19 protein-coding genes are annotated in these 23,995 nt (G+C 72.7%); 7 read left to right on the plus strand and 12 right to left on the minus strand.

Features of this window, described 5'->3' with window-relative positions:
* Positions 1–7 precede the first annotated feature (7 nt).
* Both ACQEVU_RS25250 and ACQEVU_RS25255 read right to left on the minus strand, forming a co-directional pair.
* Positions 8–1,447, minus strand: coding sequence for an ATP-binding protein (locus tag ACQEVU_RS25250; protein WP_433327597.1), 1,440 nt, complete (start codon positions 1,445–1,447; stop codon positions 8–10).
* On the minus strand, positions 1,444–3,105 hold the full coding sequence (locus ACQEVU_RS25255) for an FAD-dependent oxidoreductase (RefSeq protein WP_433327599.1): 1,662 nt from the start codon (positions 3,103–3,105) through the stop codon (positions 1,444–1,446). The genes ACQEVU_RS25250 and ACQEVU_RS25255 overlap by 4 nt, the downstream gene beginning before the upstream one ends.
* On the opposite strand from ACQEVU_RS25255, the gene ACQEVU_RS25260 reads away from it, so the two are divergent.
* Positions 3,104–3,457, plus strand: a complete 354-nt coding sequence (locus ACQEVU_RS25260) for a ubiquitin carboxyl-terminal hydrolase 14 (protein WP_433335066.1) — start codon at positions 3,104–3,106, stop codon at positions 3,455–3,457. The two genes, ACQEVU_RS25255 and ACQEVU_RS25260, sit on opposite strands and share 2 nt — an antisense overlap.
* Before the next feature lie 434 nt (positions 3,458–3,891).
* Here the strand turns inward: ACQEVU_RS25260 and ACQEVU_RS25265 are convergent, their stop codons facing one another.
* Complete coding sequence (locus ACQEVU_RS25265) at positions 3,892–4,767, minus strand: NAD(+)/NADH kinase (protein WP_433327601.1); 876 nt, start codon at positions 4,765–4,767, stop codon at positions 3,892–3,894.
* Positions 4,768–4,777: 10 nt separating this feature from the next.
* Complete coding sequence (locus ACQEVU_RS25270) at positions 4,778–5,416, minus strand: YoaK family protein (protein WP_433327603.1); 639 nt, start codon at positions 5,414–5,416, stop codon at positions 4,778–4,780.
* A gap of 123 nt (positions 5,417–5,539) precedes the next feature.
* Between ACQEVU_RS25270 and ACQEVU_RS25275 the strand changes: the two genes are divergently transcribed.
* Entirely contained in the window at positions 5,540–6,412 is an 873-nt protein-coding gene (locus ACQEVU_RS25275) for an ATP-binding protein (protein WP_433327605.1), read from the plus strand.
* On the opposite strand, the gene ACQEVU_RS25280 is transcribed toward ACQEVU_RS25275, so the two are convergent.
* The 6 genes from ACQEVU_RS25280 to ACQEVU_RS25305 form a co-directional block, all read right to left on the minus strand.
* Complete coding sequence (locus ACQEVU_RS25280) at positions 6,366–7,970, minus strand: MFS transporter (protein WP_433327607.1); 1,605 nt, start codon at positions 7,968–7,970, stop codon at positions 6,366–6,368. The two genes, ACQEVU_RS25275 and ACQEVU_RS25280, sit on opposite strands and share 47 nt — an antisense overlap.
* Before the next feature lie 492 nt (positions 7,971–8,462).
* A complete protein-coding gene (locus tag ACQEVU_RS25285; protein ID WP_433327609.1) occupies positions 8,463–9,002 on the minus strand; it encodes a dihydrofolate reductase family protein in 540 nt (179 codons plus the stop codon).
* 120 nt (positions 9,003–9,122) lie between these two features.
* On the minus strand, positions 9,123–10,646 hold the full coding sequence (gene ahcY, locus ACQEVU_RS25290; RefSeq protein ID WP_433327611.1) for an adenosylhomocysteinase: 1,524 nt from the start codon (positions 10,644–10,646) through the stop codon (positions 9,123–9,125).
* A 168-nt stretch (positions 10,647–10,814) separates the two neighbouring features.
* Positions 10,815–11,606, minus strand: coding sequence for a hypothetical protein (locus ACQEVU_RS25295; RefSeq protein ID WP_433327613.1), 792 nt, complete (start codon positions 11,604–11,606; stop codon positions 10,815–10,817).
* A complete protein-coding gene (locus tag ACQEVU_RS25300; protein ID WP_433327615.1) occupies positions 11,599–15,696 on the minus strand; it encodes an SNF2-related protein in 4,098 nt (1,365 codons plus the stop codon). The genes ACQEVU_RS25295 and ACQEVU_RS25300 overlap by 8 nt, the downstream gene beginning before the upstream one ends.
* A 137-nt stretch (positions 15,697–15,833) precedes the next feature.
* Complete coding sequence (locus ACQEVU_RS25305; RefSeq protein ID WP_433327617.1) at positions 15,834–17,048, minus strand: hypothetical protein; 1,215 nt, start codon at positions 17,046–17,048, stop codon at positions 15,834–15,836.
* Between the two features lie 47 nt (positions 17,049–17,095).
* On the opposite strand from ACQEVU_RS25305, the gene ACQEVU_RS25310 reads away from it, so the two are divergent.
* Positions 17,096–18,238, plus strand: coding sequence for a type III PLP-dependent enzyme (locus tag ACQEVU_RS25310; RefSeq protein ID WP_433327619.1), 1,143 nt, complete (start codon positions 17,096–17,098; stop codon positions 18,236–18,238).
* A 28-nt stretch (positions 18,239–18,266) separates the two neighbouring features.
* Here the strand turns inward: ACQEVU_RS25310 and def are convergent, their stop codons facing one another.
* Positions 18,267–18,761 (minus strand): peptide deformylase, encoded by a 495-nt coding sequence (gene def, locus ACQEVU_RS25315; RefSeq protein ID WP_433327621.1) that lies wholly within the window; start codon positions 18,759–18,761, stop codon positions 18,267–18,269.
* A gap of 85 nt (positions 18,762–18,846) precedes the next feature.
* Here def and ACQEVU_RS25320 point away from each other — a divergent pair, with 85 nt between their 5' ends.
* A complete protein-coding gene (locus ACQEVU_RS25320) occupies positions 18,847–20,637 on the plus strand; it encodes a substrate-binding and VWA domain-containing protein (protein WP_433327623.1) in 1,791 nt (596 codons plus the stop codon).
* A 12-nt stretch (positions 20,638–20,649) separates the two neighbouring features.
* Positions 20,650–21,483, plus strand: a complete 834-nt coding sequence (locus ACQEVU_RS25325) for an alpha/beta fold hydrolase (RefSeq protein WP_433327625.1) — start codon at positions 20,650–20,652, stop codon at positions 21,481–21,483.
* On the opposite strand, the gene ACQEVU_RS25330 is transcribed toward ACQEVU_RS25325, so the two are convergent.
* Positions 21,440–22,864 carry an IucA/IucC family protein gene (locus ACQEVU_RS25330; protein ID WP_433327627.1) on the minus strand — a complete coding sequence of 475 codons (1,425 nt, stop codon included), beginning with the start codon at positions 22,862–22,864 and terminating at the stop codon, positions 21,440–21,442. The genes ACQEVU_RS25325 and ACQEVU_RS25330 overlap by 44 nt on opposite strands.
* 157 nt (positions 22,865–23,021) lie before the next feature.
* Here ACQEVU_RS25330 and ACQEVU_RS25335 point away from each other — a divergent pair, with 157 nt between their 5' ends.
* Complete coding sequence (locus tag ACQEVU_RS25335) at positions 23,022–23,375, plus strand: hypothetical protein (protein ID WP_433327629.1); 354 nt, start codon at positions 23,022–23,024, stop codon at positions 23,373–23,375.
* Positions 23,376–23,567: 192 nt separating this feature from the next.
* Positions 23,568–23,921 (plus strand): nuclear transport factor 2 family protein, encoded by a 354-nt coding sequence (locus ACQEVU_RS25340; RefSeq protein ID WP_433327631.1) that lies wholly within the window; start codon positions 23,568–23,570, stop codon positions 23,919–23,921.
* Positions 23,922–23,995 lie beyond the last annotated feature (74 nt).

A 23,995-nucleotide genomic window follows, 5' to 3' on the forward strand; every position in this document is an offset into this window, starting at 1 on the left:
AAGCGGCTCAGACGGCTTCGTGAAGGGGGAGCAGGACGGTGAAGGTGGTGCTGCCGGGCTCGGAGGACACGCGGATGTCGCCGTGGTGCTTCTTGACGACGATGCGGTAGCTGATGTCGAGGCCGAGGCCGGTGCCTTCGCCGACGGGCTTCGTGGTGAAGAACGGTTCGAAGATGCGGGGGCGGACCTCGGGCGGGATGCCGGTGCCGGTGTCGGTGATGTCGACGGCCAGGCAGTCGGTGTCGTCGAGCCGCGTGGTGATGGTGAGGGTGCCGGTGCCCTGCATGGCGGAGACGGCGTTGTCGATGAGGTTGGTCCACACCTGGTTGAGCTCGGCCGCGTAGGCGGGGATGGTCGGCAGGTCGCGGTCGTAGTGGGTGACGACGCGGATGCCCTGCGGGATCTTGGCGTTGAGCATGATGAGGGTCGCGTCGAGCAGCTCGTGGACGTCGACGATCTGGAACGGGCCGCGGTCGAGCTGGGAGTACTGCTTGGCGGCGCTGACGAGGCCGGAGATGCGGGCGACGGCGTCGTCGATCTCGCCCATGAGCAGTTCGGTTTCGATGGTGTAGGACAGCCAGCGCACGGCGGGTTCGAGGTCGAGGTCGCCGATGCCGTCGGCGATGTCCTGCAGCCAGGCGGTGTCGACGCCGCCGGCGACGAGGGTGGGTGCGAGGTCCCAGGCGCTGCTGACGTCGTGGTCGTCGAGCCAGTCGCCGACGGCGTCCTCGGCGTCGGAGGTTTCCAGGGCGGTGCGTTTGGGCGCGTTGGCGGCCTTCTTGACGGCGGCTTCCTGGAGCTCGACGAGGCCGTGGAGCTGTTCGCCGTTGAGGCGGCCGTCGGCGATGAGCGCGAGCTTGTGCCGCATGCCGGCGATCTTGTCGCGGAGGACGGCGGTGGCGCGTACGGCGGCGGCGGCGGGGTTGTTGAGTTCGTGGGTGAGGCCGGCGGACAGGGAGCCGAGGGCGAGGAGGCGTTCGCGTTCGGCGACGGCGTTGTTGCTGCTGCGCATGCCGAAGAAGAGGCCTTCGAGCAGGTGCATGGCCATGGGGAACCATTGGCGGATGGTGGGGCCGAATTCGGCGGCGGGTAGTTCGTAGACCTCGGCGTCGGTGATGGCGTGCATGGTGTTGTTGTAGAGCTGGGGGACCTGGTCGCCGAGGTAGGCCTGGGTGGCGCCGCCGTAGACGCCTTTCTGGTCGGTGCGGGAGAATTCGACGTCGTCGCCGCGGATGTTGCGGCTGAGGGAGATGGTGCCGGAGAGCAGGACGACGAAGCAGGTGGCGGGTTCGCCTTCGGTGTAGACGGTGTCGCCGGCGGGGCGGGTGACGGCCCAGCCGCGGGTGGCGATCCAGTCGAGCTGGGTGTCGTCGAGTTGTTCGAAGAGGAAGAGTTGGCGCAGTTCGTCTGTGCTGAGGCGGCGTCCGGCGGTTTCGGTGGTGGTCATTGGCGCTCCACGAGGTAGCGGTGGACTAGTGAGACGGCCATCGCGCCCTCGCCGACGGCGGAGGCGACGCGTTTGACGGAGTCGGCGCGGACGTCGCCGGCGGCGAAGACGCCGGGGACGGAGGATTCGAGGTGGTAGGGGTCGCGTTGCAGGAGCCAGCCGGGTGGTGGGCCGTCGCCGGTGAGCAGGTCGGGGCCGGTGAGGACGAAGCCGCGGTGGTCGCGTTGGACGGTGCCGTCGAGCCAGTCGGTGCGGGGTTCGGCGCCGATGAAGATGAACAGCCAGGAGGCGTTGACGGTGCGGGTGGGTCCGCCGTCGACGGGGCGTAGTTCGAGGTGTTCGAGGTGTTCGTCGCCGTGGGCGGCGGCGACTTCGGTGCAGGGGTGGATGGTGATGGTGGGGACGGCGGCGATCTGGTCGATGAGGTATTGGGACATGGAGGCGTTGAGGTTGGGGGCGCGGATGACGAGGTGGACGTTGCGGGCGTAGCGGGAGAAGAACATGGCGGCCTGGCCGGCGGAGTTGGCGCCGCCGACGATGTAGACGTCCTGGTCGGTGCAGCTGGGGGCTTCGGTGGCGGCGCTGCCGTAGTAGACGCCGCGGCCGTGGAGGTCGGCGAGGCCGGGTGCGGTGAGGCGGCGGTAGGAGACGCCGGTGGCGAGGATGACGGCGTGTGCGGCGATGGTGGTGCCGTCTTCGAAGTGCAGGACGCGGGTGTTGCCTTGGATGTCGAGGCGGGTGGCGCGGCAGGCGGTGAGGAGTTCGGCGCCGAATTTGACGGCTTGGCGGCGGGCGCGGTCGGTGAGTTGGGCGCCGGATACGCCGTCGGGGAAGCCTAGGTAGTTTTCGATGCGGCTGGATTGGCCGGCTTGGCCGCCGGTGGCGCGTTGTTCGAGCAGGACGGTGCGGAGTCCTTCGCTGGCGCCGTAGACGGCGGCGCCGAGGCCGGCGGGTCCGCCGCCGACGACGACGAGGTCGTAGAAGTCGGTGGTGGGGGTGGTGGTGAGGCCGACGTGGTTGGCGAGTTCGGTTTCGGTGGGGTTGACGAGGACTTTGCCTTCGGTGGTGATGACGAGGGGTACTTCGGTGGGGTTGACGCCGGCGGCGGTGAGGAGGCGTTGGCCTTCGGCGTCGTCGGTGGTGTACCAGCGGTAGGAGATCATGTTGCGGGCGAGGAAGTCGCGGACTTTGAACGATGGTGCGGACCAGCGGTGGCCGACGATTTTGACGTCGGCGGAGGGTTGGTCGGGTGCGGCTTTCCAGGCGTCGAGCATGGCGTCGATGACGGGGTAGAGCTTCTCTTCTGGTGGGTGCCAGGGTTTGAGGAGGTAGTGGTCGAGGTCGACGATGTTGATGGCCTGGATGGCGGCGTCGGTGTCGGCGTATGCGGTGAGGAGGATGCGGCGGGCGCGGGGGTAGAGGTCCATGGCGGCTTCGAGGAACTGCAGGCCGTTCATGGCGGGCATGCGGTAGTCGGCGAGGAGGACGGCGACCTGTTCGCCGCGGAGTTTGAGTTCTTTGAGGGTTTCGAGGGCTTCGTGGCCGGAGTCCGCGCGGACGATGCGGTAGTCCTCGCCGTATTGTCGGCGCAGGTCGCGGGCGACGGCGCGGGAGACGGCGGGGTCGTCGTCGACGGTCAAGATCGCTGGCTTGGCCATGGTATTAATCCAACCACGCGGGTGGGCGGTCGCCGAATGTGGTTGTGGGTACGGTGGTGTTGTGAGCATTGCGTGTGCGCATGTTGATGAGATCGCGGCGGTGGAGCCGTCGGCGGATGGTTGTGAGGATTGTCTGGCGGCCGGTGGCCGTTGGGTGCATCTTCGGTTGTGTCTGACGTGTGGGCATGTGGGTTGCTGCGATTCGTCGCCGGCGAAGCATGCGACCGCGCATTTCCATGGTGCGGGTCATCCGCTGGTGCAGTCGTTCGAGCCGGGTGAGGACTGGGTGTGGTGTTACGCCGATGAGGCGTTGCTGCGGGTGCCTGGTCTGCCGGAGCGTTCCCACAGTTAGCCGGTCTGGTGGTGCTGCGGCCGGCGTGTTTGTGCGCCGGCCGCTGTTCGGTGCTGGTTGTCGTGGGGCCTTGTCGCTGGCGGGGTGGCGTGGCTTTGCGCGGTGGCTCGAGTTCGCGTCTTCGAGCCGTCCTTCGCCACCAATCCCTCGTGCTCGACTCGGCACCCTGGATCGGGCCGCTGCTCGCCGGTCGCTTGTCGCCCGGTCGTGCCTGTCCTGGCACGCGCGGAGCGCCGAGCGCGGAAGCGGGCCGGCGGTGCGCTGCGACGCTGTCCGCGCGTGTCCACCGGCACCCGCCCGCGTGGCTCGTGGTCTGCTGGCCGCCTCTGCGCTCATCCGCGGCGCCGCTGGACGGTGCGCTTCGCGGCGTTCGTCCGATATATCCGCCCACTGCGTGAGCGGATATATCGGATTTTTCGGTTATGCCCGGGTTTTCAGCTGAGCGGGAGTTCGACCTCGAGGCTGCCGTTGACCTGGAGCTTGCGGCGGGCGCGCTCGTAGAACGTGGTGTAGCCGAGGCGGACGACCTTCGCGGCGGCGGGGGCGGCGGAGACGGTGAGGGTGTCGCCGGGGTTGAGCTCGCCGAGTACCTCGCCGTCGACCTCGACGACGAGGCGGCCGCTGGCCGGCAGGAGCTCCAGGTCGAGGTCCTCGTTGGGGGACAGGACGAGGGCGCGGTTGAACGCGGAGTGGGCGGCGGCGGGGACGACGAGGATGCCTTCGACGGTGGGGGAGACGATCGGGCCGCCGGCGGAGAAGCTGTAGGCGGTGGAGCCGGTGGAGGTGGCGACGATGAGGGCGTCGGCGGAGTACCGGACGAAGGGGTAGCCCTGCATCGAGATCGCGATGGCGGCGAGGCCGTGTCCCGGGGTACGGACGAGGGCTATGTCGTTGAACGCCGTGACGTTGGTGCCGTCGGGCAGCTGGGTGCGCACGGCCATGCGGGGTTCGACGGTGAACCGGTGGGCGTCGATCGCGGACAGGGCCTCGGGGAGTTCGTCGACGCCGATTTCGGCGAGGAATCCGAGGCGGCCGAGGTTGACGCCGAGGACGGGGGTCGGTTTGCCGGACAGCAGGCGCATGCTGCGCAGCATGGTGCCGTCGCCGCCGAGGCTGACGACGAGTGAGGCGCGGCCGACGAGCTCGTCGGCGTTGACGGCGACGGCGGTGCAGTCGATGCGGTCGACCTCGTCGGGCAGGCCGAGGACGGTGGCTTCGCGGGCTCTGGCCCAGTCGATGATGGCGTCGATGGCCGGTTTGGAGTCGCGGCGTGGGTGGAGGACCAGCCCGACGGTGTGCACCATCCCCATTGGGGTAATGCTACGGGGTGTAGGCGGCTGCCGGCTGGGGGGCGGTTGCCGGTGGGCGGGGTGGCCGTGGGGGTACGGCGTGTACGACGCAGGCGGCGGCGGTGAGGGCGACGGCGGGCAGCGGCCCGAGCCAGGGTACGTGGTCGAGCAGGACGGCGGCGCCGGCGGCTCCGGCGGGGATGGCGATGAGCGGTGGCCCGTCGGTGGCGAGGCGGGCTTTGCCCTGGGCGAGGCGGGTGAGGGTGCCGGTGAGGTACGTGGTGGGGGTGTCGGTGTCGCGCAGGGCTGCGGCCTGCAGCGCGGTGGCGATGGTGGCGAGGGCGAGCAGCGGCAGCTGGGTGGCGCCGTGCGGGTCGTGACGGGCGATGACCCAGCCGCCACAGAGGGTGCACAGGGCGGCGAGTTCGGCGACGAGGCAGCGGGCGGGTGGGATGCGGCGGGCGAGGATGACCGTGGCGGTGTAGACGGCGACGGCGAGTGCCGCGCGGACGGCGGCGCCGGTGAGGTGGTGCGGGTCGGTGGCGGCCGCGACGCCGATGAGGACGAGGTTGCCGGTGACGACGCTGGCGAAGATGCCGCCGAGGTACAGCAGCGCGAGCCCGTCGACGTAGCCGGCGGCGAAGGCGAGAATCCACACGGTGCGGCGCACGCTGGTGGGCTTTCCCGTTTGCTCGGCGCTGACCCTCACCCACCTGGGATGAGGATGGCGGTTTGCGGGTAGGTTCCGATGCGGGACCGTGTGTTAGGGATGTTCCGGATTGGGGTTGGCCCGTTGTCGATCGCGCTGCGCCTGGCGCTGCACCTTCCGCGCGACGCGGCGACGGTACCGCTGGTCCGCCGCCTGCTCGACCAGGCCCTGCACACGCTGGGCGTGGCCGGCGGCTGCCGCGACGACATCGGCCTGATCCTGACGGAGGCCTGTGCGAACGTCATCGAGCACGCCCTGCAGATCGACGACTACCAGATCACGATCGAGGTCTCCGGCGAGCGTTGCGTCATCCACGTGATCAACGCCGGCCCGGTCGTCGACGCGTCGCGTCTTGTCCCCGCCGGGTCGGCGGCCCGCCCGGCTCCGGCTCCCGCTCCGGCGGCGCGGCGCTCGGTCGCGTCTTCTGCGGCGTCGCTGCTGTCCGCGGCTTCGCCGCCCGTGCCGGAGGCGCGGCTTCCGTCGTCCGATTCGCGTCCCGCGGAAGGCGTGTCGTCCGGCGTCGGCGGCGCTGCCGGGATGGTTGACGTCCCCGGTGTCGGCGACGCCGCGGGTTCTCGTGGCGCCGCCTGGGTTGGTGACCCCGCCGCGGGTAATAGCGCTGCTGGGGTTGGTGGGACCGCTGGGACCGATGAGGCCGCTGGGGCTGCTGATGCAGTTGGCGGCGGCGACTCGGGCGGTGCTGTGCCGTCGGCCGCGGAGGCGGCGACGGCCGGCGGGTCGCTGCCGGAGTCGCCGGTTCCTGCCGCCCGGACCCCGATGGGGGCGGCCGACCCGCTGCTCGACGCGGTCCTGGACGAGCACGGGCGGGGCCTGCACATCATCCGCTCCCTCGCCGACGAGCTGTACGTGACGCCGGCCCTGTCCGGCGGCCTGGTCCTGCAGGCCGTCATCACCCTGCGTTGGACGGCCGACGCCGAGGTGTGGCAGCGCCGCTGACCGCCGGCCCCCGTGAGCCGACGACCACGTCCTGGTCGGCGTCGCCGGCGTTGTCGGCTGCACCTTTGTCAGCGGCGGCATTGTGGCCGCCGGCGGCGTTCTGGTCGCCGGTCGAGTCGACGTTGCCGCCGGCGGCATTGTGGTCGCCGGCCGTGTCGGCCTTGCCGGCCGCGTCGACGTTGCCGGCCGTGTCGACGTTGCTGCCGGCGGCATTGTGGTCGCCGGCCGTGTCGGTCTTGCCGGCTGCGTCGGCGACGAACGCGGCCGCGACGCCAAGCATCCCGACGAGGACCGCGGCCCGGGCGGATCCGTGTTCGATCGCGACGCCGGCGACGGCGGTACCGAGGGCGTTGCCGGCCATGGTCGCCGTGCTGGTCCACATCCGCGCCTCGGTGACCGTCCCCGGGAGGGCCCCGCGCTCGGTCACCTCGTAGGCGACCGCGTTCAACGGCGCCACGGGCGTGCCCGCCACCACGAACATCACGGCCAGCCACCACAGCCCGACCGGCAGCAACAGCGGCAGCAGCGCCACCCCCATCACGCCGATGAGCACGAGCGGTCGCAGCCGCAGCACTGCGGCGCCCAGCAGGCTCCCGAACGCGCACGCCCCGAGCAGCACCCCGGCGAACCCGGCCCGCCCCTGCGCGGCGGCGTACCCGGCAGCCGCAACCTGCAGCGCCCCGAGTGTCACCCCGAGTGCGGTCCGCGACACGACGAGTGTCCGGATGGCCGGAGCTCGCAATGCCCCGAGCACGTCCACCCGCGCTCGACCCTCCGTGCCGGCCCCTGCACGCTCGGCCCGGCCGACGATTCGGCCAGCGCTTCGGCCGACGCTTCCGCCAGCGCTTCCGCCAGCGCTTCCGCCAGCGCTTCCGCCAGCGCTTCCGCCAGCGCTTCCGCCAGCGCTTCGGCCGACGCTTCCGCCAGCACCTGCGCCCGCGCTGTGGCTGGCACTCCGGTTGGCGTTTGGGCCAGCGCTTTGGGCGGCTGTCCGAGCCGGCGGCAGGAGTGCGAAGACGACCGTGGCGGCGCCGGCGACCGCGGCGGTGAGGACCAGGCCGAGGGCGGGCCGGCCGAGCGCCGCGACAAGCCCGGCGACCAGGGGCCCGGCGATGAAGCCGATTTCCAGTAGTGCGCTTTCGAAGCGGTACGACGCCCGCCGCTCCCGCTCGTCCTCGAGGATCGCCACCCAGATCCCGCGCATCCACGCCCCGACCGGCGGCCGGGCCAGTCCGGCGAGGACGGCAACGGCGGCGACCACGCCGAGCGGCGCGCGCGGCAGGGCGGCGATCGTCCCCAGCGCCGCGGCGTGGACGCCGGCGGTGCCGAGCAGGACCCGGGTGGCGCCGATCCGGTCGACGAGCCGTCCGGTGACGGGTGCGCCGCCGGCGGTACCGACGGCGAAGCATCCGGCGACGAGCCCCGCGGCCGCGAACGAGCCGCGGGTCTCCTGCGTGAACAGCACGAGCGCGAGCGCGACGGCTCCACCCGCGAGCCGCACGAGCAGGTTCATGGCCGACAACCCGGCCGCGTACGGCTTGCGCAGGATCTTGAACACTCCGCAGTTTCTACGCCGCCCGGCCGGAGCCGAGCTACCGGTTTACGCTGCGTCGGACGTCCAATCACCAACAGTAGTCAGGCTGGATCTGGTCACGCCTCGCGCCGAAGCCACGCCAGCCATGCCTCTGACGGCTACCCGGCGGCCGGCAGCGCCGTGCAAGCCGTCGGCCCTGAGGTCCATGTCGGTCGGCCGAGATTGGCGCCGCGCACAATCCGGGAACCGTCAGCCGCCGGACCATCCAAGACGCCCGCTGCCCAGAGGCCCGCCGATCTGGGCATCCGCGGTGCGCGACGCCGGCGACCAGTTCCCGCACGAGCTGTCCGGCGGGCAGCGCCAGCGCGTCGCGATCGCCCGCGCCGGAAGACCCGCCGACGGGCGCCCCGACCGGCGGCGGCGAGCAGCGGGCGGCGCGGACGTGTGCAGGCGCGGCCGCCAGCCGACCGGTGGCCGGGGGCACGGAATTATCGAATTACGATTATCGGATTGCAGTTATTTGATAATCCGCATCCAGATGTTGACCGCCAGCGCGGTGTGGCTCACGTGCAAGCGTTCCATGCGCACCGGCGGGCCTGACGGCCGGTCGAACAGGGGCGTGCCCGAGCCGAGCATCACCGGCGCGACCAGCGCGAGCACCTCATCCAGCGCCCCGGCCTCCAGGCACTGGCGGGCGATGTCGGCGCCGAGGACGTTGACGTAGCCGTCGCCGGCGGCGGCTGTCGCCTCGCGCAGCGCCGTGGGGACGTCCGGGACGAACGTGATGCCGTCGCCGGACGGGCGAGGGTGGTGGGTGACGACGAACTGGGGGCCGTCCCAGCCGCCGCCGAACGGCTTGCCGGCGCGGTCGGTGCCCTTGTGGGGGTCGTCGCCGCCGTACGTGCGGTTGCCGACGATCAGCGCCCCGATCCGCGGGATCAGGTCGTCGACGAGCTGGTTGGGGGCGATGTGCGGGGTGAGCCAGCCCATGTCGCCGCCGGGGCCGGCGATGAAGCCGTCCAGGGACATGGTCGCCGAGTACAGGATGGTCGCCATCGGTGGGCACCTTCCGTCGCAGGGGAGTCGTCGGTGCTGTGACGAGCGGCGGACCCCGGATTCATCGCCAGGCGCGGAACCGGCCCCGGGACGTCCCGGGGCCGGCCGCGGTGGCTGCGCTCAGTAGCGGTAGTGCTCCGGCTTGTAGGGGCCGGCGACGTCGACGCCGATGTACTCGGCCTGTTCCTTCGTGAGCTCGGTCAGGCGTACGCCGAGCGCGTCCAGGTGCAGCGCGGCGACCTTCTCGTCGAGGTGTTTCGGCAGTCGGTACACCTGGCGGGCGTACGCGTCGGGCTTCGTGTACAGCTCGATCTGGGCGATCGTCTGGTTGGTGAACGAGTTGGACATGACGAAGCTCGGGTGGCCGGTGGCGTTGCCGAGGTTGAGCAGGCGGCCCTCGGACAGCACGATGATCGCGTGGCCGTCGGCGAACGTCCACTCGTGGACCTGCGGCTTGACCTCGGTCTTGGTGATGCCGGGGATGGCGGCCAGGCCGGCCATGTCGATCTCGTTGTCGAAGTGGCCGACGTTGCCGACGATCGCGTTGTGCTTCATCCGTGCCAGCTGCTCGGCCGAGATGATCCCCTTGTTCCCGGTGGTGGTGATGAAGACGTCACCGTCGGTGATGACGTCGTCGAGGCGGACGACGGGCAGGCCGTGCATCGCGGCCTGCAGCGCGCAGATCGGGTCGATCTCGGTGACGACGACCCGGGCGCCCATGCCGCGCAGCGCCTCCGCGGCGCCCTTGCCGACGTCGCCGTAGCCGCAGACGACGGCGAGCTTGCCGGCCAGCATGACGTCCGTGGCCCGGTTCAGGCCGTCGAGGAGGGAGTGCCGGATACCGTACGTGTTGTCGAACTTCGACTTCGTCACGGAATCGTTGACGTTGATCGCCGGGAACAGCAGCTCGCCGGCGTCGGCGAGCTTGTAGAGGCGCTTCACGCCGTTGGTGGTCTCCTCGGTGACGCCGCGGATGCCGGCGGCGATGCGGGTGAACCGCTGCGGATCCCGCTGCAGGCTCGCCGCGAGGGTTTCCAGGATGATCCGGTACTCCGCGTCGTCGCCCTCGCCGGCCTGCGGCACCCGGCCCGTGGTCTCGAACTCGGCGCCCTTGTGGACGAGCAGGGTGGCGTCGCCGCCGTCGTCGACGATCATGTTCGGGCCGAGGATCTCGCCGTTGTCGCCGGGGAACTGGAACAGCTGGTCGGTGCACCACCAGTACTCCTGCAGCGTCTCGCCCTTCCAGGCGAACACCGGGGTGCCGGCCGGGGACTCGGCGGTGCCGTGCGGGCCGACGACGACCGCGGCGGCGGCCTCGTCCTGGGTGGAGAAGATGTTGCACGACACCCAGCGGACCTGCGCGCCGAGCGCGACGAGGGTCTCGATGAGGACCGCGGTCTGCACCGTCATGTGCAGGCTGCCGGCGATGCGGGCGCCGCGCAGCGGCTGGGCTGCGGCGTACTCGCGGCGGGTCGCCATCAGGCCCGGCATCTCGTGTTCGGCGAGGCGGATCTGGGTGCGGCCGGCCGCGGCGAGCGACAGGTCGGCGACGGCGAAGTCGATGCCGTTGCGTCGCTGCAGGTAGGGGTGCGTTTCCGCGGTGTGCTGGCGCAGTGCGGTGGAGTCGGACCGGTTGTCGGACATACCTGAGGTCACCTCCCGGTGACAGGAGGCGCCCTTGGGTCAAGGGAAGTCAGTGATGGCCGAGCGTGGCGGATCCGGCTGGACCACAAGGAAGTGGCGGAAGCGCCGGGTCCGTCGCAGCGCCTCTCGGCCCTGACAACGGCGTTCGTGATGCCGCTGCCATCGACGTTAGCGGCCGGCGCGGCCGCCCCGCAACCCGCCGTTGCTGTCGGTGAACGTGTGATAGGCGCCACGGAGCAGGTCGGTGACGTCGAACCGGCCGACGGTGAGGGGGAGCGGGTCGAGCTGCTCGAGGATCGCGTCGCCGCGGTGGACGGACCCGGGGACCGACGGGTCGGGCGGGGTGATGCGTGGACCGGCGGCCCAGAAGGTACCGGATCCGGCGCTTGTGGGGTTTGGGGTTCCGGCCGGGTCCGGGCGCTGGTCGCGGGCGATGTGTCCCAGCGCGGAGACGCGGTGGGAGCGCAGTGCGTGCAGCAGCTCGTCGCGGCCGCGGCCCCGCCAGGCGAGGATCGCGAACGGGTCGGCGTCGAACTCCTCCGCTAGGACGTAGCAGGCGGCGGTGAGGTGCCGGCACGGCTTGTGCCAGCCGGGGCAGGTGCAGTCCAGGACGATGTCGGACAGGCTCTGCGGGAACAGCGACAGGCCGAACCCGGCGAGGATCGTGTCGAGGTCGTCGGGCAGGTGCCCGGCGAGCAGCTTCGCGGCGTGGATCGCCTCGCCGGCCAGGGCACGTTCGATGCGGGTCCAGTCGGCGGCGGTGTACGCCTTGACGCCGATCCTAGCCCGGTACGTCTCACCGTCGTCGTCCACGACCAACGCCGTCACAATACTGGTGGAGATCGTCACGGAGCGTACCTGCCCGGCGCGGGCGTAGCGGCGCCCCTGCGAAAATGTCGTACCCATCCGCAACGATTCCAGCATGACGATGAACTGGTCCGACCATCTGCGTTCAGGCATCCTCGACCGCCTCCGGCGACAGCGACATCAGCTCAAGCAGGTCGTCGGTCGACAGGCCGGTCAGCCAGCCCTCGCCGGAGCCGACCGCGACCCCGGCCAGGCCCCGTTTCCCGGCCATGATGTGCTCGACCCGCTCCTCGATCGTGCCGATGCACACAAACGTGTGGACCTGCACGTCGCGACGCTGCCCGATGCGGAACGCGCGGTCGGTCGCCTGCGCCTCCGCGGCCGGGTTCCACCACCGGTCGACGTGCACGACGTGGTTCGCCGCGGTCAGGTTCAGGCCCGTGCCCCCGGCCTTCAGCGACACCAGCAGCACCCCCGGGCCGGCGCCGGACTGGAAGCGTTCGACCATCCGGTCGCGGGCGCCTTTGGGTGTACCGCCGTGCAGAAACTCCACCGGCGTGGCCAGACGCTCCGCCAGATGCGGGACGAGCAGGTGCCCGAAACGGGCGAACTGCGTGAAGACGAGCGCCCGGTCGCCGGCCTCCCGGGCGGCGGCGAGGATCTCCTCGAGCCGGGCGAGCTTGCCGGAGCGGCCCGGCAGCGGGGTGCCGTCACCCATCAGGTGCGCCGGATGGTTGCACACCTGCTTGAGCTTCGTCATCGCCGACAGCACCAGGCCCTTGCGCTGCGGCCCGGCCCGGCCCTCACGCAGCTTCACGAACAGCTCGTTGACGACGGCCTTGTAGAGCGTCGCCTGTTCCAGGGTCAGGTTGCACCACTGGCGGCGTTCGAACTTCTCCGGAAGGTCCGCGATCACCGCCCGGTCGGTCTTCACCCGCCGCAGCAGGAACGGCCGCGTCACCCGGCGCAGCCGGCGGGCCGCGTCGGCGTCGCCCCACCGCTCGATCGGCACAGAGTACCGGGCCCGGAAGATGCTCGCCTCGCCCAGCAGGCCCGGGTTGAGGAAGTCGGCGATCGACCACAGCTCGGTGAGCCGGTTCTCGACCGGGGTACCGGTCAGCGCGACCCGGTGCCGGGCCGGGAGCCGCCGCACCGCCCGCGCGGTGACCCCGGTCGCGTTCTTCACGTGCTGCGCCTCGTCGAGCACCACCCGGTCCCAGCCGACCCCGGCCAGCGTGTCGACGTCGCGGGTCGCCACCTGATACGTGGTGAGCACCAGGTCAGCGCCGGCGAAGTCCGCGGTGCCTCCCCGGCCCGGCCGGGCGCTGCCGTGGTGGACGACGACGCGCAGGCCGGGCGTGAACCGCTCGATCTCGCGGCGCCAGTTGCCCAGCACCGACAGCGGGCACACGATCAGCGTCGGCGGCCGCTTCCCCCGCTCCCGCAGCAGCGCCTCAAGCGCCAGCAGCTGCACCGTCTTGCCCAGCCCCATGTCGTCGGCGAGCAGCGCACCGACGCCGAGAGAGTCCAGGAACGCCAGCCACGACAGGCCCCGCCGCTGATACGGCCGCAGCGTCGCGGTCAGGGACCGGGGCGGGTCCAGCAGCTCCAGGCGCTCCACGGCCCGGCCGGTGAGCAGGTCGGCCAGCCACCCGGAGCCGTCGACGCCGGTGACCGGCAACGGCAGGTCCCCGTCCGGGACGAGCCGGGTCAGCCGGATCGCCTCACCGGCGGTGATCTCACCGGTGCCGCCCCGGCGCAGAAACGCCAGCCCGGCCGCGAGCCGTTCCCGGTCCAGGTGCACCCACCGCCCGCGCAGCCGCACCAGCGGCACCTTCGCCCGGGCCAGCGCCGTCAAATCGGCCTTGGACAGGAACTCGTCGCCGATCGCGAGCCCCCACCGGTAGGCGAAGATCGCGTTGCGGTTCGTGGTCGTGTCCCGCAGCACCGGCGCCGCCGGCTGCCGCGCCCGCACCGTCAACGTCAGCCCGAGCTCCTGCCGCCGCTGCCACTGCGCCGGCAGCAGCACCCCGAACCCGGCGTCGTGCAGCAGCGACGCATGCTGCAGAAACCGGTAGGCGCCGGCCGTGTCCAGCCGCACCAGCTCCGGCCGCGCCACGTGCAGCGCATCGTCGAGATCCGGCCACAGCCGGCTCGCCCGCCCCAGGTCCGCCAGCAGCACGTCCTGCGGATAGTCCACCCACCGAAACAGCGGCGAGCTGCCATCGCGCCACACGTCGGCGGCCGGGACGAGCAGCCCCGGCTCGTCGGCGGGCTGCAGCAGAAACTCGACAAGCCACGAGCCCCCGCCATCGCTGTCCGCGCCGCCGTAGCCGCCACCCTGCGGCCGGTCGCCATCGCCACGCCCGTCACGGTGGCCGCCGCCTTCCGGCCGGTCGCGGTAGCCCCTTCCGTCGCGGTAGCCGTCACCGTCCGGCCCGCCGTCCTCCAGCTCGTCGCCGTCGCCCCAGCGGTCACTCTGGCCCCAGCCGTCACTCTCGCGCCCGTCGCGGTCGGCCTCTCCGCCGTTGGCGCGGTCGGGGGCACCGGCAGCGGTCCGGGCATAAGCACCAGCGAGGGCGACGGCGCCGTCCTGGGCGGCCTCGGCGACGGTGCCGGTGCCGTCCGGGGCGTCGTCCTGGTCGTCGTCGGGGTCGTCGATGTAGGTGAGGCGGAAGCAGGTGCGCACGGCCGCGGGCCGCCCGCTGTCGGCCCACCGTTCGACGACCTCACGCAGCCGCTCCACCTCGGGCCCGTCGGCGATCGGCAACGACCCGTCGCTCGCCGCCGCGCCACCGGGGAACGCGGTCGCGTCGGGCGTCGTCGGGGACGCCGCGCCGGTGAGCATTGCGGCGGCGGCTGGGCGGATCGTGCGGTGGCCAGCGGTGGCCGGCCCACCATGTGGGCCGCGCGCTCGATCGCTGTCGTGCGGCTGCAGCCCGGAGCGGTCGCTGGCGGCAGCGGGGGCGTCGCCTCCGCCGTGAGTAGTCGTGCGGTCGGCCGGCTGCGCCTTGGGCTCGAGCCGGGGCGCGCGGTGGTCGGCGGCAGCGCACTCGTCGCCTGCGCCGGGGGCGTTCGCGCTGCCGGGCGGCTCGAGGTCGGGCGTTTCGGTGGCCCAGGGTCCCGCGGCGTCGGGGGCCGAGAGGGCTGCGGGCGACGATCCGGCCCGTGACGGGCGGGTGGTCTCGGTGGCCGGGCCGTCGGTGGGTGGCTCGGGCCAGGCGATGGCGGCGGGTGTGGAGGTGGTCGGGGCGGTGCGGAGGCGGGCGTCGGAGGTGGTGAGGGCGGCGAGCCAGGAGCGTACGACGGTGTCGTGGCGGACCTGACCCTCCCGGAGCACGGGGCGGTGGCGCAGGCGGGTCCGTACCAGGGCGTCGACCGCCGCGTGCACGGCGGCCGTGGTCGCCTCCGCCGTCGACCACGAACCGGCGGCCGCGGCCACGCCGGGCATCGCGCGGCACAGGGCGTCGAACGTGGCGGCGTCCGCGCCCCACAGGGCCGGGCGCCACCGTGCCGCCGGCACGGCCACCGCGGGCGTGGGTGCCGCCGGGCGTTGGGCGGCGCGGAGGGGACGGGGCTGCGTGGTCACGGTCGGCAGGACGCGGCCGCGGTCGACGAGGGAGGTGGCGAACATCGTCACGTCGGCGAGGTAGCCGATCGACGAGCCCGGGCGGGCGTCCGGGGTGGTGGAGAGCAGGGTTTCCGGGTCGATTGCCGGGGGGAGGATGACGATCGGGACCGTCCAGCGGGACTGGCGGCGGGGCTGCGGACGGGCGGCGGTACCGGGGCGCTTCGGGAGGTGTTCGGCGAGTTCGGGGGAGGCGGCCGGGCGGGCCGGGGTCGACGGGAGCACCAGGTCGGCCGTGGCGACCGTGCCGGGCAGCGGCGGCAGCACCGCGAACGGGTGCCGCGGCGACGGCGTCCCGCCGGCCACGTGGCCGCCCACGTCCGGGCCGTCCGAGCGGTCCGAGCGGCCCGGGCTCGCCACCGCGCCCGCGCCGGGCGCGATGTCCGCGCCGGACGAGGCGCCGTCGGCGGCCGCGGTGTCTCGTCCGGCCGCGCCCGCGCCCGACGAGCTGCCGTCGGCGGCCGCGGTGTCCCAGCCGGACGAGACGTCCGGGCCGGGCGGGACGTCACGGGTGGGTGCGGTGTCGCGGGTGGAAGGGGTGTCGGCGTGGTCGGTGGTCTCGGCCCAGCAGGCCAGCCTTCCGTCCGCGGTCACCAGGCCGTGCACGACGATCACCGGTACGACCCTACTGCGCCCGTCACGCGATCCGGGGGAGGCGGCACCGGCGGCCGCGGTGACGAACACGGTGCGGGGTCAGCGCCACAGTTCGCCGACGCGACCGGCGCCACCAGCGGGCGGCCCAGGACGACGGGTCAGCGCCACACCGGGGGTTCGCCGGTGTCGACGAGCTTCCAGTCGCCGTCGTCGCGCAGGACGTTGTCGTAGTAGAAGACCGACGGTGGGAGTAGGTCCGGGGTGGTGAACGCCGACCGGGCGGCCTTGTGCAGGGACTCCTCGCGGACGTTCCAGCGCTCCGCGGCCAGCGCGGCGATGTACGACAGGGCGTGGTGGCCCATGAAGCTGTCGTACGTCAGGCTGAACACCTCGTCCGCGGCGAGCGGGACGTCGCGGGGGATGACGTTCGCCGGGGGGAGGCCGCCCGGCAGGGACGCGGCGGCGCGGGCGGCGCTGTCGACGTAGATCGCACAGTCCCGGTAAATCACTTTTGTCCGGTTCGTGGTCACGTCGAACGTGAACAGGGTGTTCTGGCCGTGGGTCTCCAGCGGGCAGCCCGTCGACCTCGCCGTCGAGGACCACAGGGCGACCATCGGGGCCACGATGCGCTGTGCCACGTAGTCGGTGGGGTCCTCGCCGGACGACTCGACCAGCTGGACCAGCAGCGGGGGGTCGCCGGGGGCGTGGACGTCGTGGCCGTACAGGGCGAACAGCGGCACCGTCCACGCGGGGGCCGGCGACAGCGGGCGGGCGGCGCGGACCAGGTAGCCCCACGCCTCCTCGCCGAGGGCGCCGGCGGGGTCGAACCAGGCGCCGCCGACCTCCGGCAGGATCGGCGTGCCGACGCGCAGCAGCTCGTCGGACACCCACAGCTGCAGCTCGATCACCGGGCGGCGCAGGCGGCGGGTGAACCGGGACAGGCGGCGCGGGTAGTGCAGCTTCACGAAGTGCGGCTCGACCGGGGTGCCGTCGGCGGCGGTGACGAACACGGTGCGGGCGTTCGCGGACGGGACCACCGTCAGCGCCGGTCCGGGCTCCAGGTCGCGCAGCTGCGCGGCGCCGAACAGGTCCGGGCTGTCCAGGGTGTTCGGGTGCACCGGCAGCAGGAAACCGTCCGGCGAAGAGTACAACCCGTGCAGCGGCGAGCGCGGCGCGGCGCGGCGGTACTGGCCGGCGCCGGCCGGGACGCGGAACGTCGGGAGCTCGAAACTCGCCGCGCCCCGCTGCGGGTGGAACTCGTCGGCGATGTCCAGGTCCGCGGCGTAGGGGCTGTACGTGCGGGTCCCGACCCCGAGATACCGTTCCGCGTACTGCCACAACGCGATCGGGTCGCGGGCGTCGATGAGGCGCATCGCCGTGAGCCTAACGCGCGTCGCCGGAACCCTCGAACGGAAGTGCCGTGTCACCGAGCCCACGTGTCGTCGCCGCGGCGCTGGACGGGCCGCTGCCCGCCTACGTCTACGACCTGCGCGTCGTGCGTGCACGCATCGCCGCGCTGCGGGCGGCGCTGCCCGAGGGGACCCGGATTGCGTACGCGATGAAGGCGAACGGCCACCCCGCGGTCGTCGCCGCCGCCCTCGACGCCGGCGACGGGCTCGAGGTCGCCTCCGGCGGGGAGCTCGCGGTCGCCTCCGGCGGCGACCTGGACGCGGCCCGGGCCGGCAAGCTGGTGCTGTTCAGCGGGCCGGCGAAGTCCGACGACGCGCTGGGCCGGGCCGTGGCGGCGGGGGCGGTCATCAACGTCGAGAGCCGCCACGAGCTGGCGCGGATCCCGGGGCCGGCGCGGATCTGCCTGCGGGTCAACCGGGCCCACGCCGCGCTGCCGGGCACGCACCGGATGACGGGGGAGCCGACGCAGTTCGGGCTCGCCGAGGACGACCTCGCCGGCGCCGTCGCCGACGCCCGCCGCCGCGGGCACACCGTCGAAGGGTTCCACCTGCACGCCGTGTCGAACAACCTCGACGCCGCCGCGCACGGGGCGTACATCGACGACTGCGTCGCGTGGGCGGACGCGGCGGGGGAGGCACTCGGGGTACCGCGGCCATGGGTGAATGCCGGCGGCGGGTTCGGCGTGGACGTCACCGGCGCCGCCCGGTTCGACCTCGCCGCTCTCAAGATCGAACGTAGGGTCGCGCCCGGGCGGCTGATCGTCGAGCCGGGCCGGTTCGTGGCCGCCGAGGCCGGCTGGTACGCGGCCGAGGTCGCCGACGTCAAACGCAGCCACGGGCGATGGTTCGCCGTCATCCGCGGCGGCACCCACCACTTCCGGCTGCCGGCCTCCTGGGGGTACAGCCACCCGTTCACGGTCCTGCCCGTCGAGCACTGGCCGTACGGGCACGAACGACCCGGGGTCGAGGACGCGGCGGTGACGGTCGCGGGGGAGCAGTGCAACCCCCGCGACGTGCTGGCCCGCGACGAACCCGTCGAGCGGCTGCGCGCCGGCGACGTGCTGCTGTTCGCGCGGACCGGCGCCTACGGCTGGGAGGTCGCCCACCACGACTTCCTCAAGCTCGACCACCCCCGGTTCACCGTGCTCGGCTGAACGCGCCGAGCGGGGGAGGCTGAACCCGTCAGCGGGGCGAGAACGTCGAGCGGATCGCCCGCACCGCCTGGCGGCGCACCTCGCCGGTGAGATGGTCGAAGTACAGGGTGCCGTCGAGATGGTCGGTCTCGTGCTGCAACGCCCGCGCGAGGAACCCGGTGCCGGTGACCGTCACCGGCTCGCCGTGCTCGTCGAAGCCCTCGGCGCTCACCTCCCACGCCCGCGGCGTCGGGAACGCCAGCCCGGGCACCGACAGGCAGCCCTCGTCGCCGTCCTGCACGCCGGCGCGGGCGGTGATGCGCGGGTTGACCAGATGCCCGGAGACCCCGCCCGCGGCGTACACGAACACCCGGGCCGGCACACCGATCTGCGGCGCGGCGACCCCGGCCCGGCCCGGCTCCCCGGTCAGCGTGTCGAGCAGGTCGCGGACCAGGCCGCGCAGCTGCGCATCGAAGGAGGTCACCGGCTCGGCCGGGGTCCGCAGGACCGGATCGCCAAGAATCCGGATGGGTCGGATCGTCACGGGTCAAAGGGTATGCCGGGGCCGCGTGGACCCCACTTGACGAGGGCCTAAACTGTGCCGACTTCCCACCCCCGGAGGCACACCCATGGCCCACCCGGCCGACCGGGCAGATGTGCGGTCACACCGCCGCAGCCCAGCTCAGCGCCGTTTCCGATTCACCCCGTGGATCATCGGCGGGCTCGCCGTCGTGCTCGTCGGCGCCGGCGGCGCCTACGCCGCGAACCGCCTCACCGCGAACTCCTGCAGCGGCTCGATCACCGCGAACGTCGTCGCGTCCCCGGCCACCGCCACCCTCCTGGAGGGGCTGGCGACGAAGTGGTCCGGCACCGACCCGGCCGTCGCGGGGCAGTGCGCCCACGTCACCGTCTCCGCCCGCGACACCGCGGTCATGGCCCAGGCCCTCGGCAGCGAATGGGACAGCAAGACCGGAACCGCGCCGGACGTGTGGGTACCGGACTCCACCGCCTGGGTGCGCCGCGCCTCCACCGCCGCGATCGCCGAGCGGATGATGCCCGACCTGCAGCCCAGCCTCGCCCGCACCCCGTCCGTGCTCGCCATGCCCAAGCCGATGGCCGAGGCCCTCGGCTGGCCCGACGGCGAGATCTCCTGGCAAGACATGATCAACAAGGTGGCGGCGGACCCGCAGGGCTGGGCGAAGTACAACAAACCGGAATGGGGCACGTTCAAGTTCGGGATGAGCGACCCGCTGCAGTCCACCGCCGGCCTGCTCGCCCTCATGGCGATCCTCGACGGCAACGACGACGGCGAGGTCACCCCCGACGAACAGGCCACCCTCGCCAAGCTCAAATCCGAACGGGCCGTGTACACCGACACCACCGCCCAGCTGCTCACCGGCCTCGGCAACGCCGACAAGCAGGGCGCCGACCAGGGACTGCAGTACGTGTCCGCGTTCCCCGCCCTCGAACAGGACGTGCTGACCTACAACAAGGCCAACCCGCACACCCCGCTCGTCGCCGTGTACCCGTCCAACGGCAGCGCCGACGCCGACAACCCCTACCTCATCCTCGAGGCCCCGTGGGCGAAGAAGGACAAACAGGACGTCGCCAAGGCGTTCCTGGCCTACATCCGCGGACCCGAAGGCCGCAAGGTGTTCCTCGACGCCGGGTTCCGCGACCCCAACCGCGTCGGCGGCCCAGTCCTGGCCGGCAACACGTTCTCCGCCCGGATCAAGACCGTCCCGCGGGCCGTGCTGCTGCCCGAGTCGGTGAAACAGTCGATGGACACCTGGACGGCGCTGACCCGCCCCACCAACGTACTGCTGGTCCTCGACGTGTCCGGCTCCATGAACGAGCAGGTACCCGGCACCGGCAAGACCCGCATGCAGCTGGCCAAGGACGCCGCGCACGCCGCCGTCGCCCTCTTCGACGCCGACGTCCAGGCCGGCCTGTGGGTCTTCTCCACCAGACAGGCCGGCAACCAGGACTACAAGCAGCTCGTACCCGTCGGCCGGGTCGGCGACCAGGTGTCGGGAAAGACCCGCCGCGACCAGATGCTCGCCGCGATCGACAAGCTCACCGCGATCGGCGACACCGGCCTCTACGACACCGCCGCCGCCGCCCAGCAGGCCGTCGTCGACAGCTACAAGCCCGGCGCCACCAACCTCGTCGTGCTCATGACCGACGGCAAGAACGACGACACCACCGGCGGGCTCACCCTCGAGCAGCTGCGCGGCAAGCTCGAAGCGAACGCCGGCACCGACAAGAAGGTCCCGATCGTCACCGTCGGCTACGGCAACGACGCCGACTTCGCCGCCCTGCAGGACATCTCCCGCGCCTCCGGCGGCGCCCTCTACACGTCGAAGACCGCGTTCGACATCAACGAAGTGCTGTTCACGGCGATCTTCGGGAAGGTGTAGTACAACCGGGGCATGCTGTGCAGCGAAACGTACGGTACGCCCGCAACACCCGGCGCCCCGCCGATCGTGCTGATCGGCGGGGCCGCGTCGTCGATGGACTGGTGGCACCCCGACTTCTGCACCGCCCTCGCCGCCGCCACCCGCACCACCGTGATCCGCTACGACCACCGCGACACCGGGCAGTCCCCGTCCAGCCCGCCCGGCCGGCCCGGCTACACCGCCGCCGACCTCGCCGACGACGTCCTCACCCTCGCCGACGGCCCCCTGCACCTCGTCGGGCTGTCCATGGGCGGCGCCATCGCACAGCGGATCGCGATCGAACACCCCGGCCGGGTCGCGTCGCTCACCCTCATCGACACCACCTTCGCCGCCGGCGGACCCGACGGGCTCCCGCCGCCCACCGACCGCATCCGCGACCGGTTCAGCGCACCGCCGCCGGACTGGCACGACCGCGACGCCGCCGTCGAGCACATCACCGCCGACATCGCCGCCTGTGCCGGTACCGTCACCGCCGCACCCGACGAGGTCCGCGACCTCGCGCGGCGGGTCTTCGACCGCACCACCGACCTCGCCGCCGCCCACACCAACCACTACGCCGTCGCCGACGGCCGCCCCCTCACCGGCCGCACCGGCGACATCACCGCCCCCACCGTCGTGCTGCACGGCACCGAAGACCCGCTGTTCCCCCTCGAACACGGCCGGGCCCTCGCCGCCGCCATCCCCGGCGCCCGCCTCGTCCCGCTGCCCGGCATGGGACACGAGGTCCCGCCGCGGCCGCTGTGGCCGGCCGTCATCGCCGAGATCAGAAGAGCAGTGGATTCGGTACCGCACACCACCGGTCGGTGAGCGGGTCCGCGGCCAGCCGCATCGCCGTCGTCGCCTTCACCGGCCACGCCGCCCCGAACAGCGCCGCCCGGTCCGCCCCGCCGGCACTGTCCCGCACGACCGCCGCCACCTGCCGCCACAGCCCCGGGTCGCCGACGGCGGCGACGAGACTGCCCAGCACGGTCGTGAACGCCGACGCGAGCAGCTTCGTGCGCAGCGCGTCGTCGTCGCGGGTCGGCAGCGCCCCGATCAGCGCCGGCATCGCATGCCCCGCCGCCCGCAGCCGGTCCGGGTGGACGTGGATACCGCCCAGGTCCCGGTAGTACAGCCCCACCGGCCGGCCCCCGGCCACCTCCACCAGCAGGTTCTGCCCGTGCGCCTCCAGCGCCACCCCGGCGCGCAGCAGCCCCAGCAGCGGCGGCAGCATCACCTCCACCAGCGCCGCGAAGAACGCGGGGGTGAGCAGGTCCGGCCGGTGGGGGAGCAGCGCCGCCGGCAGCACCACCGCCGTCGCCGGCGGCGCGTCGCGCCAGACCGCGCCGAGCGCCCGCTGCGGCTCGCCACCCGCGGACAGCACCGTCCCGGCGGAACGTTCCCGCAGCACCTGGATTCCGGGTGTACCGCGGGACAGCTCCGCCACCAGCTGCGACGCCGGCGGCCCGTTCACGATCGCCGGCTCCGACAGCGTCCGCACCGCACTGGTCATCTGCACCTCGACCGCGGTCTTCACATGCCGGCCCGCCCACTCCCCGCCGAGCACCTCCAGGGTCCGCAACGACATCAGCGGCCGCGCCGGCACCTCCACCCCCGTGTCCGCGACCAGGCCCGAGGCCAGGGCCCGCGGCAGCTGCCACGGATGCACCGGGAACCGCGGCGGCACCGGCACCCCCGCCGTACGCCACCGCCGCGGGTCGGTCTCCACCACCCGCAGCGGCACCACCGGATGATGCTCCGGCGCGTACGCCAGCACGTCCGCCGTCGACATCCCGATCCGCGTACGGCAGCACGGATGCAGCGGATGACCGTCCACGATGGACTGCTCCGCGTCGGCCAGCCCCGTCCCCGGCGACGGGGGAGCGGTCAACGCCAGCGCCAGGTTCGCGACACTGTTGTCGAGCTCCACCCGCAGCGGCCCGCCCAGGCCGAGCGCGGCGGCGAGCCCGCCCGGGTCGTCGTGCTCGGCACCGTCGGCCACCACCCGGGACACGACCGGCCCGAACAGCGGCGGGGGAGCACCGCCGAGACGGCCCGGATCGACGATCCCCTCCCGCCACAACGCACCCCACAGACGGGTGAGGACGGCGGCCCTGGCCCGCGGTACCGCCGCAGCGAAATCGGCGGCGAGATCCGGCCGCTGCTCACGCAGCGCGCGCAGGGTTCCGGCGATGTCGGGCGCATCCACCCGCCGAGTCTAGGGTGGCCGCTGCGACGCCTGGGATCCGCGTCCGCCGAACGGCCGATATTGTCCGCACCAACCACCTGGCTGCCCGTTCACCTGCGCAAATGCTGTCATGTAGACGAAGATCAGCTTGGAGCACGGACGCTTCGGGAGGCCGTACATGGAGATTCGACAACTGTCGGCGAGCACGCCGGCACAGCAACCGCCGGCGGCGCCGCCGAAACAGGCCGACAGCCCCGCGGTCGACGCCGTCCAGCCCCCGCCGAAGGGCGGGCTACCGGCCTCACAGCAGGTGCTGAGCAAGCTCACCCCCGGCGACCGCGCCGCCATCGCCGGCGCGACCGGCTACCACCTGTCACCGACCGGCGCCGTCACCAACGCCACCGGCGCCGTGCCGCCCTGGTCGTTCATCATGGCGTTCGCCGCCTCCCGCACCGCCCAGCCCGCCGAGGAGTCCGCGCAGACGCAGCAGGCCGCCGCCGGCGACCGCAGCCACGTCGACACGGCCGCCTGAACGCCGGCAGCTGTCCGTCGCCCGCAGGCCAGGCCGTGAGGAGGGTGGTGGGCGCCGGCACGCCGACGGCCGGCGCACACCACCCGTCCACTCAGTCTGCCGCGCCCGCGCCCGGTTACGGTCCCGTTTCCGGGTGTAAACATCGACCTGCTGGGCGTTGACCGGCCGCCCCGCGCGCCGTGTCATAGGAGCATGGGCGACGAGCCGGGGCTGATGGCCGACCTGCTGACCGTGATCGACCGGCGGGACTGGGCGGGCCTGGCCGGCCTGGTGACCGGCGACGTCGTCTACCACCGGCCCGGCTGCCCGCCGATCGAGGGCGCCGACGCGTTCGTCGCGTTCTACCGGCGCCGCTGCATCGTCTCCGCCGGCCGCCACCACGTCGACCGGTGCGTCGCCGCCGGCGGGCAGGGGTTCTGCTGGGGCCGTTTCGCCGGCATGTCCCACGCCGGGGTGCCGCTCAACGAGATCTTCGCCGACTGGTTCGAGTTCCGCGGCGGGCTGATCGCCCGCCGCCGCACCTTCTTCTACCGGCCGGCGATGTAGGCCGACCCGGTCTAGTTGACATAATGTGCATTATCGAACATCCGCGGGGGTACTCCTGAGGCATTGCCACTTGA

Origin of the sequence: Dactylosporangium sp. CA-139066, assembly GCF_050936175.1 — a bacterium.
Classification (GTDB): Bacteria; Actinomycetota; Actinomycetes; order Mycobacteriales; family Micromonosporaceae; genus Dactylosporangium.